Annotated in this window: 16 protein-coding genes; 8 read left to right on the top strand and 8 right to left on the bottom strand. The window is 67.4% G+C overall.

Annotation, left to right across the window (positions count from 1 at the left end):
• Window positions 1-861, top strand: a complete 861-nt coding sequence (locus tag BVC93_RS00195) for a DUF58 domain-containing protein (protein WP_083735398.1) — start codon at window positions 1-3, stop codon at window positions 859-861.
• Here the strand turns inward: BVC93_RS00195 and BVC93_RS33835 are convergent.
• A complete protein-coding gene (locus BVC93_RS33835) occupies window positions 833-1,075 on the bottom strand; it encodes a hypothetical protein (RefSeq protein WP_236950187.1) in 243 nt (80 codons plus the stop codon). The genes BVC93_RS00195 and BVC93_RS33835 overlap by 29 nt on opposite strands.
• A 244-nt stretch (window positions 1,076-1,319) precedes the next feature.
• Between BVC93_RS33835 and BVC93_RS00185 the strand changes: the two genes are divergently transcribed.
• Genes BVC93_RS00185 through BVC93_RS00175 form a run of 3 tightly spaced genes read left to right on the top strand, consistent with a single transcriptional unit; the run spans window position 1,320 to window position 3,927 of the window.
• Window positions 1,320-2,390 carry a hypothetical protein gene (locus BVC93_RS00185; RefSeq protein ID WP_083735397.1) on the top strand — a complete coding sequence of 357 codons (1,071 nt, stop codon included), beginning with the start codon at window positions 1,320-1,322 and terminating at the stop codon, window positions 2,388-2,390.
• A complete protein-coding gene (locus BVC93_RS00180) occupies window positions 2,387-3,229 on the top strand; it encodes a vWA domain-containing protein (protein ID WP_083735396.1) in 843 nt (280 codons plus the stop codon). The genes BVC93_RS00185 and BVC93_RS00180 overlap by 4 nt, the downstream gene beginning before the upstream one ends.
• Window positions 3,226-3,927 carry a tetratricopeptide repeat protein gene (locus BVC93_RS00175; RefSeq protein ID WP_083735395.1) on the top strand — a complete coding sequence of 234 codons (702 nt, stop codon included), beginning with the start codon at window positions 3,226-3,228 and terminating at the stop codon, window positions 3,925-3,927. Before BVC93_RS00180 ends, BVC93_RS00175 begins: the two co-directional genes overlap by 4 nt.
• Window position 3,928: 1 nt before the next feature.
• Here BVC93_RS00175 and BVC93_RS00170 read toward each other — a convergent pair whose 3' ends face one another.
• Complete coding sequence (locus tag BVC93_RS00170; protein ID WP_083740688.1) at window positions 3,929-4,585, bottom strand: amino acid-binding protein; 657 nt, start codon at window positions 4,583-4,585, stop codon at window positions 3,929-3,931.
• Between the two features lie 81 nt (window positions 4,586-4,666).
• Between BVC93_RS00170 and gatC the strand changes: the two genes are divergently transcribed.
• From gatC to gatB, 4 genes are read left to right on the top strand one after another with little or no spacing between them, the layout of a single operon-like run.
• Window positions 4,667-4,966, top strand: coding sequence for an Asp-tRNA(Asn)/Glu-tRNA(Gln) amidotransferase subunit GatC (gene gatC, locus BVC93_RS00165; RefSeq protein ID WP_083735394.1), 300 nt, complete (start codon window positions 4,667-4,669; stop codon window positions 4,964-4,966).
• Window positions 4,963-6,447 (top strand): Asp-tRNA(Asn)/Glu-tRNA(Gln) amidotransferase subunit GatA, encoded by a 1,485-nt coding sequence (gatA, locus tag BVC93_RS00160; RefSeq protein ID WP_083735393.1) that lies wholly within the window; start codon window positions 4,963-4,965, stop codon window positions 6,445-6,447. The genes gatC and gatA overlap by 4 nt, the downstream gene beginning before the upstream one ends.
• A gap of 17 nt (window positions 6,448-6,464) precedes the next feature.
• Entirely contained in the window at window positions 6,465-7,496 is a 1,032-nt protein-coding gene (locus BVC93_RS00155; RefSeq protein ID WP_083735392.1) for an ATP-dependent 6-phosphofructokinase, read from the top strand.
• A 24-nt stretch (window positions 7,497-7,520) separates the two neighbouring features.
• Window positions 7,521-9,029: an Asp-tRNA(Asn)/Glu-tRNA(Gln) amidotransferase subunit GatB gene (gene gatB, locus BVC93_RS00150; RefSeq protein ID WP_083735391.1), complete on the top strand. Its 1,509-nt coding sequence runs from the start codon at window positions 7,521-7,523 to the stop codon at window positions 9,027-9,029.
• On the opposite strand, the gene BVC93_RS00145 is transcribed toward gatB, so the two are convergent.
• The 6 genes from BVC93_RS00145 to BVC93_RS00120 form a co-directional block, all read right to left on the bottom strand.
• Complete coding sequence (locus tag BVC93_RS00145; RefSeq protein WP_083735390.1) at window positions 9,026-9,376, bottom strand: hypothetical protein; 351 nt, start codon at window positions 9,374-9,376, stop codon at window positions 9,026-9,028. The genes gatB and BVC93_RS00145 overlap by 4 nt on opposite strands.
• A gap of 186 nt (window positions 9,377-9,562) precedes the next feature.
• Window positions 9,563-10,144, bottom strand: coding sequence for a DUF222 domain-containing protein (locus BVC93_RS00140; protein WP_157516708.1), 582 nt, complete (start codon window positions 10,142-10,144; stop codon window positions 9,563-9,565).
• Window positions 10,141-10,503 carry a DUF222 domain-containing protein gene (locus BVC93_RS00135; protein WP_083735388.1) on the bottom strand — a complete coding sequence of 121 codons (363 nt, stop codon included), beginning with the start codon at window positions 10,501-10,503 and terminating at the stop codon, window positions 10,141-10,143. Before BVC93_RS00135 ends, BVC93_RS00140 begins: the two co-directional genes overlap by 4 nt.
• A gap of 214 nt (window positions 10,504-10,717) precedes the next feature.
• Window positions 10,718-11,365 carry an FAD-binding oxidoreductase gene (locus BVC93_RS00130; protein WP_083740687.1) on the bottom strand — a complete coding sequence of 216 codons (648 nt, stop codon included), beginning with the start codon at window positions 11,363-11,365 and terminating at the stop codon, window positions 10,718-10,720.
• 38 nt (window positions 11,366-11,403) lie between these two features.
• Complete coding sequence (locus BVC93_RS00125) at window positions 11,404-11,997, bottom strand: molybdopterin-dependent oxidoreductase (RefSeq protein WP_083735387.1); 594 nt, start codon at window positions 11,995-11,997, stop codon at window positions 11,404-11,406.
• 16 nt (window positions 11,998-12,013) lie between these two features.
• Entirely contained in the window at window positions 12,014-13,162 is a 1,149-nt protein-coding gene (locus BVC93_RS00120) for a PQQ-dependent sugar dehydrogenase (protein WP_083735386.1), read from the bottom strand.
• Between the last annotated feature and the right edge of the window lie 116 nt (window positions 13,163-13,278).

Below are 13,278 nucleotides of genomic sequence, written 5' to 3'. Positions count from 1 at the left end.
ATGGGCAGGCACCTCCACCGCGCGAAATCACACTTCGGCACCGACACCCGCGGACTGCTGGACGGCGGCCGGTATGCGTTGCTGCACACCAGGAGCCTCGATCTCGACGAGTTGCGTCCCTACGTCCCCGGCGACGACGTCCGCGACATCGATTGGAAGGCCACGGCCCGCGCGGGTGAGGTGCTGATCAAACGATTCGTCTCCGAAAAGCACCACAAGATCGTGATGGTCGCCGACGCCGGCCGCAATGTCACCGCACTGGCGCCGGGCGGGGAATCCAAACGTGACGTGGCCGCCAACCTCATGGGAGCCGTCGGGCTCATCGCGATGGCGCGCAGCGACGAGATCGGCCTGGTCTACGGAGACAGCCGCGGCTCGGTGACGATCCGTAGCCGCCGCGGCGAGGCGCACATCGAGAGCCTGCTGGAGCGGTTCTACAACCACAGCGGTGTCGGTGCCAGCGACATCGGCGCCCAACTCGACCATGTCGCACGTGCGCACCGCACCCGACTGTTGCTGATCGTGGTGTCCGACGAGCCCGACGTCACCCCCGCACTGGAGACGTCTGTACAACAGCTTTCGGGACGCCATGAGCTGCTGTGGCTGCTCATCTCCGACATGCCGGCGCTCGGTGACGACGACCGCGACGGGTTCGACGTCGGCACAGGGCGTTTTGTGCTCAGCCACGCCGATCTGGGGCCGCGTGTACTGGCCGCCTACCGTGCCGCCGAAGAACGTCGCGCCGCCAACCTGGACAGTTTTCTGACAGCCAACCGGGTCCGGTTCACCCGGATCGGTGCCAGCAGCGACATCCGTTCAGCGCTGGTGGAACTCAGTCAGGCTTACCGGCATGCCGGCTGAGGACCTGCTGCGATTTGTCGGCGAACCACTGACGTACTCGCGGTGGTGGCTGGTACTCGGCAGCGCCGGCGTCGTCGCCGTGGTCATCTGGTGCACCGCGGTGTTCCTGTGGACCCGTCGCGGCGCGAAGCCACGGGCGGAGCCCGCCGGCGTGCAGAGTTGGCTGATCCGCCGCCGCTTCGGCAGCCAGGTGCGCAGCATCGGTGACCGGCACCGTCGAGGCGAGATCACCGCCACGGCGGCCTGTGCCGAACTGAGCAGCACCGTCGCAGCTTCCTCGCCTCCGCCACCGGGGCGCCGACACCGTACTTGCATGTCAGCGAAATTGCTTCCAGCAGTGTTCCTTTGGTGGCAGCTGCGGCACCACTGCTGGACCGGCTCACCACCGCACAGTTCGACCCGGGCGCCACCGCCGACGTCGCAGCACTGCAACGCGCAGCCCAGGAGGTGATCGCGGCGTGGAACTGACCTGGTGGCCGGTGACCCTGCTGGGAGTCGCCGCGTTGATCGTCGTGGCCGCCGTGGTGTGGGCTGCCCCGTTCCGCACCGATCGCAGCCACGTTCGGCCACTGGCCAACGTCGCCCGGCTGACCGCCCTGCCCGAGTACGTCCGCGCCTACCGCATCTACGTGGCCTCGATGATGGTCGCACTGGTGCTTCTGGTGGTGACGTTCGCCGCCGCGGTGGTTGCCGGGGCGCGACCCACCGGACTGCCCGAAGCCACGCAAGCCTTCGACGCGGCCTACCCGCAGGACACCATGCTGTGCGTGGGGCAGGACGTGACCGACCCGGTGAGCGCCCAATTCCTCAGCTACTACGCACAACTCGCCGAGTCCTACGACCGGCAACGGCTGGGGCTGACGTCGGCGACACTGCGGGTGATCCCGCTGACCCGCGACCACACCTACGTCACCGACAGGCTCGAAGGACTGGCGCGGCTGGCACCCATCCAGCAGGGCCTCGACGGCGGCACCCCGGTGTCGGCCGCCGAGCGCGGGGAACTGAGCGCCCGCGCCGCCGAGTTCTCCCGCACGCTGGACTACACCGACTACACCCGCAGCGTCGAGGACGTGCTGGCCCTGTGTTTGGGCGGTTTCACCGGCGACGTCGACGCACCTCGGCGCCAGCTGATCTATCTCGGGCCCAGCTCGCTGCGCACCGCGTCGGACACCCGGCCGTCGCTGTTCAGCGGTGAGGCCGTGGCGCAACTGGCCCGCGATGCCGACGTCCAGATCAACGTCGTCGCGCGCGCCGATGTCGTCAACTCCGCCCAGGACTCGGATTCGCTTCGCGCCCTGGCCCAGGAGAGCGGGGGAGTGTTTCAGCTGTACAACCCTCCTGACGCCGGGGGTCCCGACCCGGTGCTCACCCAGCACCTCGATGACATCAGGAACAACCCGCCGGCTGTGGTGCGGCCCGACGCAGTGGTGGTCACCAGCGCCTCCTGGGACACTCCGCAACCGGCGCTGATCGCCGCGGTGGTGGCGGCGATTCTGCTGAGTGTGACCTTGGTGGTGTTGCGTCGATGACCTTCACCCCTGTTGGTTCTGCAACGTTGCTCCTGGTGCTGGGTGCCGTCCTGGTGCTCCTGAGAGTGCTTGCGCTGTACCGGCGTCGACGGTCAGTTCTGCGTTGGGTCGGCGTGACCGCCGCCGTGCTGCTGTTGTTGGGCGCGGCCGCCCGACCCGGAATCGATGCCAGCCGCGACGTCAGCGCCGACACCTCGCAGGCGGCCGGGCCCAACGTCTTCCTGGTGGTCGATCGGTCGGCCGGCGCACCCGTGGCCGACATGCGTGCTGACATCGACGGTGTGATCGACGCCTATCCCGGTGCCCGCATCGCGCTGATCTCCTTCGCCACCCGCGCCACCATGGACTGGCCGCTTTCCGACGATGTGACGAGCCTGCGGTCGGTGATCAGCGGTCTGTCGCCGTACCTGACAGACATCCCGGATCCGGCACTGCAGGTCAACGCGTTCGCTGCCCGAGATGTGCTGCGCACCAAGGTCGACGCGGCCGCAGGCGAGTACCCGGGTGCATCCAACCTGGTGTTCTACTTCGGCACCGGCGACCCGGAATCACTGGTGTCGCGAGGGTCGTTCGACATGGCGCCCGGCTCCGTCGCCGGCGGCGCGGTGTTCGCTTACGAGCCCTCCGACCCGGCCAGGCTGCAGTCGATCGCCGATCAGCTCGGGGTGCCCCTGGGTGAGGTGTTGCCGCCGGTCGAGGCGCAGGGGACGGCAGAGCCGGTGCACGTGGCCGATCGGTACGAGTTCTATTGGCTGCTGGCGCTGTTGGCCTCGGCTCTGTTGCTGGCCGAGATCGCTGCGACGCTGCGCGAATACCACAAGAATCGACTGCGGCTATGAGCCGGAAACGCCTCTATCTGTATTCGGTGCCGGTCTGCGTGGTGGTGTTGCTGCTCAGCCTCAAGATGATCAGCGTGGTGGTGCTCGGGGACTCGGCGCGCTCGAACTTCGGCAGCCACGATATCGACGCCCTGGATTCCGATGTGTCGTGGCTGCAGATGGTCGACATCATCGAGCCCGGCACCACCGCCTACGCCGCGGGTGCCGCCGATGCCCTGGCCGGGCGATTGCCCGACGCCGAGCGCCATTTCGCCGAAGCGTTGCGCCGCGCCGACTCCTGTCCGGTGCGGGTCAACCTGGTGTTGGTGCGGGAGACGTTGGGGGACTTGGGGTTTCGTGACGGAAACCGCGACGGGGCCATCCGGGGCTATCGAGAGGCGCTCGCCGTGGCGCAGAGCGCGCCGGTGAACTGCTTTGACGGCAATGACGATCCGGATGAGCAGCGGCGTGTCGTCCGCGCCGATGCCATTTCGCGACTGCAACACAAACTCGCCTTCGTGACTGGCTCCGCCGTCGCACCCCCGCCACCACCGCCGGTGGCGCCACCACCACCGCCACCCGCCGCCGGTGCGGCGGTACCTGAGCCTGAGCAGCCCTCGGAGGCGCCGAAGCCCCGGCTGCTGGGCCCGGGTGACCCGCAGGACCTGCTGCGCCGGCTGCTCGACGACGCCAACTCGACAGGATCCAACCGCGAGTAGGTCAGCGCAGGATGGTCGCGACGATCCCGGCCAGATAACCCAACCGGGCCACTTCGGACGGTCGGAACTCGGGCCCACCCGGGCGGCCGAGCATGACGGCGACGTTCGAGTCGCCCAGGGGCGCGGCAGCCAGGGTTGTATCCATGTCGCGCCACACCTGCGGCACCCAGTCGGCGGTGCCGTCCAGAACTCTTGCCTGGTCCAGCGGCAACCAGGGTGCCGATTGCGCCTGCGTTTCCGGGGCGGCCGGACTGCCCACCACGCGCTCGATACCGGCCTCGCTGCGCCGCGCCACGGTGCACCAGCCCACCCGCAGCACTCGGGGCGCCTCGTCGGCCAGCACCTGGAGTTTGTCGGATCGATCGGCCGCGGCGATGTGATCGATGAGCTCGAGTTCGCGGTGCGCCTCCAGCAACCCGGTGTGCGGCCGGATGCTGTCCACCCGCACTCCTTCGAGCCGCTCGGCGGCCGTGATCAGCATGTCCGGCATGGCACCGGGCGGCAGGTCGACCACCAGATCGTCGATGGCATAGCCCGAGGTGCGTTCGACGACGTCAAGGGACAGGATGTCAGCGCCCACCGACCCGAGAGCTACGGCAAGAGAGCCGAGGCTGCCCGGTCGATCGTCCAGCTGGACCCGCAGCAGATACGAAGGCACGCGCAACACTGTCGCACAGGCTCAGCAGCCCAGCACTCCGGGCGCAGGTCGGCGCCTTTTGCATCTGTAGGCTGGTCACTCGTGTCCCAGATCTCCCGAGATGACGTGGCCCATCTGGCCCGACTGGCCCGACTGGCGCTGACCGACGACGAACTGGACAGCTTCTCCGGTCAGCTCGACGCGATCCTCGAGCACGTCAGCCGTATCCAGGCGGTCGACGTCACCGACGTCGCGCCCACCGGAAACCCCCTGACCGAAGTCAACGTGACCCGCGCCGATGTCGTGGCTCCCAGCCTCAGTCAGGACCAGGCGCTGGCCCAGGCGCCCAACGCCGTCGACGGCCGCTTCGCCGTCCCGCAGATCCTGGGGGAGAGCCAGTGACCGACCTGATCCGCCGTACCGCCGCCGAGCTGGCCGACGGTATCGCCGCCAAGGAGTTCTCTTCGGCCGAAGTCACCCAGGCCCACCTGGACCAGATCCAGGCCACCGACGAGCGCTATCACGCGTTCCTGCACGTCGCCGCGGACAAGGCGCTGGCCGCGGCCGCCGAGATCGACAAGGCTGTTGCCGCCGGCGAGCAATTGCCGTCCGCGCTGGCCGGGGTGCCGCTGGCACTCAAAGACGTGTTCACCACCACCGACATGCCCACCACCTGCGGGTCCAAGATCCTCGAAGGCTGGACGTCGCCGTACGACGCCACCGTGACGGCCAAACTCCGCGGCGCCGGTATCCCGATCCTGGGCAAGACCAACATGGACGAGTTCGCCATGGGCAGCTCGACGGAGAACTCGGCGTTCGGGCCCACCCGCAACCCGTGGGACACCGACCGGGTGCCCGGCGGCTCCGGCGGCGGCAGTGCCGCGGCGCTGGCCGCCTTCCAGGCGCCGCTGGCCATCGGCACCGACACCGGTGGTTCGATCCGTCAGCCTGCCGCGCTCACCGCGACCGTGGGTGTCAAGCCGACGTACGGCACGGTGTCGCGGTACGGCCTGGTGGCCTGCGCGTCGTCGCTGGATCAGGGTGGTCCCTGTGCGCGCACCGTGCTCGACACCGCGCTGCTGCACTCCGTCATCGCCGGCCACGACCCGCGTGACTCCACGTCGGTGAACGCCGCGGTGCCCGACGTGGTGGCGGCCGCACGTGCCGGTGCCTCCGGCGACCTCAAGGGCGTCAAGATCGGTGTGGTCAAGCAACTGCGCCAGGGCGAGGGGTATCAGTCGGGCGTGCTGGCGTCGTTCAACGCCGCCGTGGAGCAGCTCGGTGCTCTCGGCGCCGAGGTCAGTGAGGTCGACTGCCCCAACTTCGATCACTCGATGGCGGCCTACTACCTGATCCTTCCCTCCGAGGTGTCGTCCAACCTGGCACGCTTCGATGCCATGCGGTACGGCCTGCGGGTCGGTGACGACGGCACGCACAGTGCCGAAGAAGTGATGGCACTCACCCGTGCTGCCGGATTCGGACCGGAAGTCAAGCGCCGCATCATGATCGGCACCTACGCGCTGTCGGCCGGGTATTACGACGCCTACTACAACCAGGCGCAGAAGGTCCGCACGCTGATCGCCCGCGATCTCGACGAGGCATACCAGAAGGTGGACGTCCTGATCTCACCTGCCACTCCCACCACAGCGTTCCCACTGGGGGAGAAGGTCGACGATCCGCTGGCCATGTACCTGTTCGACCTGTGCACGCTGCCGCTGAACCTGGCCGGGCACTGCGGCATGTCGGTGCCGTCGGGGCTCTCCCCGGACGACAACCTGCCGGTCGGGTTGCAGATCATGGCGCCCGCGCTGGCCGACGACCGGCTCTACCGCGTCGGTGCCGCCTACGAAGCGGCCCGCGGTGTGCTGCCGACCGCACTCTGAGAGGGCAGGATAGGCGTATGCGTATTGGAGTTCTGACCGGTGGCGGCGACTGTCCTGGACTCAACGCGGTCATCCGGGCGGTGGTGCGGACGAGCGATGCCCGATACGGCTCGTCGGTGGTCGGCTTTCTCGACGGCTGGCGGGGTCTGCTCGAAGACCGCCGGATCCAGCTGGCCAATGATGACCGCAACGACCGGCTGCTCGCCAAGGGCGGCACCATGTTGGGCACCGCCCGCACCAATCCGGACAAGCTGCGCGCCGGTCTCGACCAGATCAAGCAGACACTCGAGGACAACGGCATCGACGTCCTGATCCCGATCGGCGGTGAAGGCACGCTGACGGCCGCCAGCTGGCTGTCCGACGAGGGTGTGCCGGTGGTCGGGGTGCCCAAGACCATCGACAATGACATCGACTGCACCGACGTGACATTCGGGCATGACACCGCGCTCACCATCGCCACCGAGGCCATCGACCGGTTGCACAGCACCGCCGAGTCCCACCAGCGGGTGATGCTGGTGGAGGTCATGGGTCGGCACGCAGGCTGGATCGCGCTGAACGCGGGCCTGGCCTCCGGCGCACACATGACGTTGATACCCGAGCAGCCCTTCGACGTCGAGGAGGTCTGCCGGTTGGTGAAACGCCGGTTCCAGCGCGGAGATTCGCATTTCATCTGTGTGGTGGCCGAAGGTGCCAAGCCCGCCGAGGGATCGATGCTGCTGCGTGACGGCGGCATCGACGAATTCGGGCATCAGCGCTTCACCGGTGTCGCCGCGCAGCTGGCGGTCGAGATCGAGAAGCGGATGAGCAAAGAGGTGCGGACCACGGTGCTCGGACATGTGCAGCGCGGTGGCACACCAACCCCGTACGACCGGGTGCTGGCCACCCGCTTCGGTGTCAACGCCGCCGACGCGGCGCACGCGGGTGAGTACGGGATGATGGTGTCGCTGCGCGGGCAGGACATCGGTCGGGTGCCGCTGGCCGATGCCACCAAGCAGCTCAAGCTGGTGCCGCAGAGCCGCTACGACGACGCGGCGGCGTTCTTCGGCTGACAGCCGCACCATTAGGATCGACGCATGACTGTCGCTTCCGCTGAACTGCTCGACTACGACGAGGTGATCGCCAAGTACGACCCCGTACTCGGCCTCGAGGTGCACGTCGAGCTGTCCACCGCGACCAAGATGTTCTGCCCGTGCGCCACCACCTTCGGCGCCGAGCCCAACACCCAGGTGTGCCCGGTGTGCCTGGGCATGCCGGGGGCGTTGCCGGTGCTCAACGAGGCCGCCGTGGAGTCCGCCATCCGGATCGGGCTGGCCCTCAACTGCGACATCGCGCCGTGGGGCCGCTTCGCCCGCAAGAACTACTTCTATCCGGATCAGCCGAAGAACTACCAGATCAGCCAGTACGACGAGCCCATCGCGGTCAGCGGTTACCTGGACGTACCGCTTGATGACGGCACCACCTGGCGCGTCGACATCGAACGTGCCCACATGGAAGAGGACACCGGCAAGCTGACTCACCTGGGCAGCGATACCGGTCGCATCGCCGGTGCCACCACTTCGCTGGCCGACTTCAACCGCGCCGGCGTGCCGCTGATCGAGATCGTCACCAAGCCCATCGAGGAAACCGGCGAGCGGGCACCCGAGATCGCCCGCGCCTACGTCACCGCGTTGCGTGATCTGCTGAGCGGACTGGACGTCTCCGATGTGCGGATGGACCAGGGCTCCATGCGCTGCGATGCCAACGTTTCGTTGAAACCCAAGGGCACCAAGGAATTCGGTACCCGCACCGAGACCAAGAACGTCAACTCGCTCAAGAGCGTCGAGGTGGCCGTCCGCTACGAGATGCGCAGGCAGGCCGCGGTACTGGAGTCCGGCGGCACCATCACCCAGGAGACCCGGCACTTCCACGAGGACGGATACACCAGCCCCGGCCGCGCCAAGGAGACTGCCGAGGACTACCGCTACTTCCCCGAGCCCGACCTGGAGCCGGTGGCACCCAGTGCTGAGTTGGTGGAGCGGCTGCGCGGCACCATCCCCGAGTTGCCCTGGTTGGCGCGCAAGCGAATCCAGGACGAGTGGGGTGTCTCAGACGAGGTGATGCGTGACTTGGTCAACAACGGCGTCGTCGACCTGGTGACCGCGACGGTGGCCGCCGGTGCCGCCAGTGAATCTGCCCGTGCCTGGTGGGGAAACTTCCTGGTGCAGAAGGCCAACGAGAGTGGCCGCGACGTCGCCGAACTCCCGATCACCCCGGCGCAGGTGGCCGAGGTGGTCAAGCTGATCGACGACGGCAAACTGTCCAACAAGCTGGCCCGCCAGGTGGTCGAGGGGGTGCTGGCCGGTGAAGGCGAACCCGAGGCCGTCATGACCGCGCGTGGACTCGCTCTGGTCCGCGACGACTCGCTGATCCAGGCCGCTGTCGACGAGGCTTTGGCCGCCAACCCCGACATCGCCGAAAAGATCCGCGGCGGCAAGGTGCAGGCCGCCGGCGCCATCGTCGGCCAGGTGATGAAGGCCACCAAGGGGCAGGCTGATGCCGCCCGCGTGCGGGAGCTGGTCATGGCCGCCTGCGGCGTCAGCTAGAAGTCGGGAGGCTGGTTGCGTTCGGCGACGTAGGCGTCGTTGAGCGCGCGCTTTGCGGCGATGCGGTGGGCGCGGTCTTTGGCCTTGGGGCGTTTTCGCTTCGGCATCTTGGCCGTGCGGTTGTCCCCGTGGGTTTTGCGGGGGCTGCCGCGTTGGACGGGTGCCGAGGTGGTGTCGACGCCCGGGAAGTACAGCCTGCTGGTGTAGGTGTGACCGGTGGGTGTGGTGATCGTGACGGTACCGTCTGCGGTCTGGCTGTCGGACCAGCCAGGGTGAAAAGTTTTTGAGCAGATGATGAAAACGGCAGTAGCCCTTGAGATCTGAGGCGTGGGTGGGGCCGCCGACATCCCAGGCGATCGTATGATCCAGATCGCAGAACTCGATCGGCCGGCTGCAGCCTCCGGCGCGGCAGTGCAGGTCGCGGGCTTTGAGCCACTCCCGCAGCGCCTCGGGGATGCGATAGCCGTCCTCGCGAAGGATGGGTGGTGGCTTGAGGTGGTTGACCTTCGCACCCTTGGCGAGCAGTGCGGCCATCAGCGCGCTTGGCACGATGCCGAAGCCGGGGATGGTCCCGGCGGCTGGGGTCGCCGGCGATGGGGCTGCGGGCGTGGGGGTTTCGGTGGCGGGCGGTTCATTTGCGGGTTCTGTCGCGACGTGCTCGGATCAGCAGTGCCGGAGTCATCGTCGGACTGGTCGGTAGCGTCGTCGCCGGGTTCGTCAGGGGTGGACGCCGCCGCAGATTCCGGGGCAGGCGGAGCCGCTGTGTCGGGTTTCTCGCCGAGGATGAGGGTGTCGGGTTCGGCGGTCAAGGCGGCGGCTTCGGCGTAGACGTGGATGACGAACCGCGACCCCACTTCGTCGTCGGCGGCGGCGGGACAGGTCGGGGACCCGCACAAACACTTGAGTCGGTTGGAGTCGGCCGCCAGTGCTTCGGCGGCATCGGACATGCGTTGATCCAGAGTGCGGGGATCATTGGTGCACACGGTTTTGGCCATCCGCCGCAGCCGGCCCATGAGCAGGGCGGCGCCGGGGCTGGTCATCCGGATCGCGACGGTGGTGATCCTGGAGGCGGCGTCGGTATGGCGATCGACGAACAGGTCCACCGCGTTCTTCAACTTGTAATACGACAGTCCAGGCCTGCGGTGATCTCACCGCGAAGGAACAGGGCCGCGAGTTTGGGGAAGCGATCCCGCATCGCGGCGCCGATCTCGAGGTCGCCCATGGCCCAGCGTGGGGACACTGAGAACGCGAGGCCGATCTGGGCGACCACATCATCTTCTTCGTCGACCGCCCACAGTGACATGTCCTCGTCGACCGACGTCAAAAAGGCGACGGCGAATTCGGCGATCGCCGACAACCGTTGCGCTTCGGCGGCGGCACAGACACGGGCCCAGCCGACGGCGGCGTCGACGCAGGCGGCACCGTCACCGCTACCGCGTAACTGCGTGATCTGCGTCGGCAGGACATCGAACATGCCACCGACACTACAAGCCGCCACCGACAAAAGTCGTTGCCCGACAACCACTTCGATTGTTGCACCGTTGTCGCACAGAGGCGGGCAGATCGCCTTTGGCTCCCCGCTGATTCAGCCGCAGGCCGACCAGGCGGTGCCCGCACACACCATCATGGGTATCACCGCGGCTGAACCCGGTGACAAGCGACAACGGTGTCGATCCGATGCTGCGGGGTTACGCACCGCCGTAGCGTTCGGTGCGGATACGCCTGGGATCATGTCCGCCCCGCACCAACAGCGTCGCCACCAGTTCCACGAAACCGTTTGAACCGCAGACATACACCGTGGGCTCCAGCTCGGCGGAAATGGTACGGGCCGCCAGCACATCCGCGTTGACACGGCCGGCCGTCGCGGTGTACTGCCAGTGCAGGCGAAGGTCAGTGGTGGCGGCGAGTTCCTCGGCGAAGTAGGCGTGCGCCGCATTGCGCACCGAGTACAGCAAGCGCATCTCCGCGGAGTTACCCGAATCTCGATGGGCACGGATCATCGCCATCAGCGGCACCACTCCGGATCCTCCAGCGATCAGTTGAATCGGTTCGGATTGTGTTGGGCGCCAAACAAAGTAACCGCCGATGGGCCCTTTGACTTCCAACTGGTCACCCGGTCTGGCGTCGTCCACCAGATACGGAGACACCTCTCCGTCGGGAAGCCGGTCGACGGCCAACTCCATCTGCTGCGACGGCCCGTAGGAGGCCAGCGAGTATGACCGTACCGCCTGGTAGCCGTCCTCGGCGGTCAGTCTGATGTCGACGTGTTGTCCGGCCAGGCTTCCCGGCCAACCCGGCACGTCGAGCGTGATCACCCTGCCCTCCGGAGTGGCCATGTGAGCGGCGGTAATGGTAGCGGTGTACCACGTGGTGTTCACCAGTAGCGCTGCTCCTGCCACGGGTCGCCGTAGGTGTGGTATCCGTTCTGCTCCCAGAACCCCGGATCGTCGTCGGCGTGCATGACGATGCCGCGCGCCCACTTGGCGCTCTTCCAGAAGTACAGGTGCGGTACCAGGAGTCGGACCGGGCCGCCGTGCTCGGGCGCCAACGGTTCACCGTCGAATTCGTATGCCAGCCAGGCTTGTCCGTCGAGCAGGTCGGCCACGGGCACATTGGTGGTGTAGCCGCCGTACGAGTGCACCATCGTGTAGTCGTCGGACGACTCCACCTCGGCGAAAAGGGTATCCAGAGTGACACCGCGCCAACGGGTTCCGAGCTTCGACCAGCGCGTGACGCAGTGGATGTCGGTATGGACGTCCTCGGCGGGCAGAGCGGTGAATTCGTCCCACGACCAGGTGCGCAGCGGCCCGGAACTGTCGGCGAGCACGAATTGCCAGTCGGCCAGTTCGATATCCGGTGTCGGGCCGGCCGAGAGCACCGGGAAGTCCGTAGTCAGATACTGACCAGGCGGGAGTTCGGGCTTCGATTCGCGCCTGTGGGCGCCGAATCCGCGGGAGATGACTGCCACACGCCCATGCTAAGTGTTAGGTGACCTCTGCGTTGGTCCGCGGGAATCCGCCGCCCTGCGGGAACAGCGGGAACACCACGTCGTCCAGACGCCCCGCATCACCTTCGGTCTTGTTGACCGTTGCCGCCCAGACGTTTCCGTCGCCGGACAGTTGCAACGCCCAGGCATGACCATGCTCGTCCTGGCGTACCACCTCCGGCTCGCCGGTGACAGCGCCGGTGCCCTGCGCCAGCCGCACTGCGACGGTCTGCTTGGTGTTGACGAGGTTCACCAGCACGGTGCCCTCCAAGGCCGCACAACCGGCGACCCCGGGTTTGGCCGGCCACTCCCACACAGTCGACGTCTGCGAATCCTTGGTGATGCGCTGCAACCTGTCCGCGGTGGCGGTGCGATCGGTGATGTAGAGCGCACCGTCGGCGGGGTCGATGCACATGCCGCCGCCGGCGCCCATTCCGGACAGTGCGGTGGTGGTCGGCGCCTGATCCACCGTGGTGGGCTGCTCGATGCGCAGCACCTTGCCCGCCAGTGAGGCGGGGTCGGCGGCCATTGCGGGGTTGCCGGCATCCCCGGTCTGCACCAGCAGTGTGGTGGGACTGGTGAAGATCAACGAGCCGGTATTGCCTGTGGCGCCCTTCGGGATGCCCGTCAGGATCTCCTTGGGCACATCGCCGTCGGCGATCCGGATCACGCGGTTGTCGGTAGCCGTGCTGACGTAGGCATACATCAGCCGGTCCTGCGAGTAGGTGGGGGACTTCACGATGTCGAGCAGCCCGCCGTCGCCGGAGCCGTCGACCGGGACGGTCAACACCACCTTGGGCTCGGCGCTGATCGAAACCTCTTTCACCACGCCGGTGGTGCGTTCGGCCACCAGAGCCGTCTTTCCGTCACGGCCCATGATCAGGCCGCTGGTGCTCTCCAGGCAGCCCTGCATGACGCCGGGCGCCGGGCACTCCTTGGGAAAGGGCTTGGCAGGCAAGGGTGGCGGCGGGGGAGGTGTGGACGGCGGAGGCGGCGCGAGCTGTGGCTGTGTGGTGAACGGTTGCGACTGGGCGTCGTCGAACCGGGCGCAGCCGGTAGCCAGAACCAGCGTGGCCGCCAACCCCACATACGACGCCGTCAGCACCCGTCGTTTCCGTGACGAGGTGCTCGCCCGCCGGTTCACCATGCCAGCCAGGTTACGGATTGTTCGCACCTGCGCGCCACGCGCGGGCGACTTGCCTGGGGGCACCCAGAAAAACGTCACCAATTCGGCACGCAAAAGCGCCACTCAAATCCCGGATT

This window comes from Mycobacterium sp. MS1601 (genome assembly GCF_001984215.1).
Classification (GTDB): Bacteria; Actinomycetota; Actinomycetes; order Mycobacteriales; family Mycobacteriaceae; genus Mycobacterium.
This window is presented reverse-complemented; position numbering and strand designations above follow the sequence as displayed.

Coding starts and splice junctions, on each gene's coding strand:
- gatB (WP_083735391.1), top strand. CDS start 7,521: ATGACTGTCGCTTCCGCTGAACTGCTCGACTACGACGAGGTGATCGCC.
- BVC93_RS00155 (WP_083735392.1), top strand. CDS start 6,465: ATGCGTATTGGAGTTCTGACCGGTGGCGGCGACTGTCCTGGACTCAAC.
- BVC93_RS00120 (WP_083735386.1), bottom strand. CDS start 13,162: ATGGTGAACCGGCGGGCGAGCACCTCGTCACGGAAACGACGGGTGCTG.
- BVC93_RS00180 (WP_083735396.1), top strand. CDS start 2,387: ATGACCTTCACCCCTGTTGGTTCTGCAACGTTGCTCCTGGTGCTGGGT.
- BVC93_RS00130 (WP_083740687.1), bottom strand. CDS start 11,365: ATGGCCACTCCGGAGGGCAGGGTGATCACGCTCGACGTGCCGGGTTGG.
- BVC93_RS00135 (WP_083735388.1), bottom strand. CDS start 10,503: ATGTTCGATGTCCTGCCGACGCAGATCACGCAGTTACGCGGTAGCGGT.
- BVC93_RS00195 (WP_083735398.1), top strand. CDS start 1: ATGGGCAGGCACCTCCACCGCGCGAAATCACACTTCGGCACCGACACC.
- BVC93_RS00145 (WP_083735390.1), bottom strand. CDS start 9,376: ATGTCGGCGGCCCCACCCACGCCTCAGATCTCAAGGGCTACTGCCGTT.
- BVC93_RS00175 (WP_083735395.1), top strand. CDS start 3,226: ATGAGCCGGAAACGCCTCTATCTGTATTCGGTGCCGGTCTGCGTGGTG.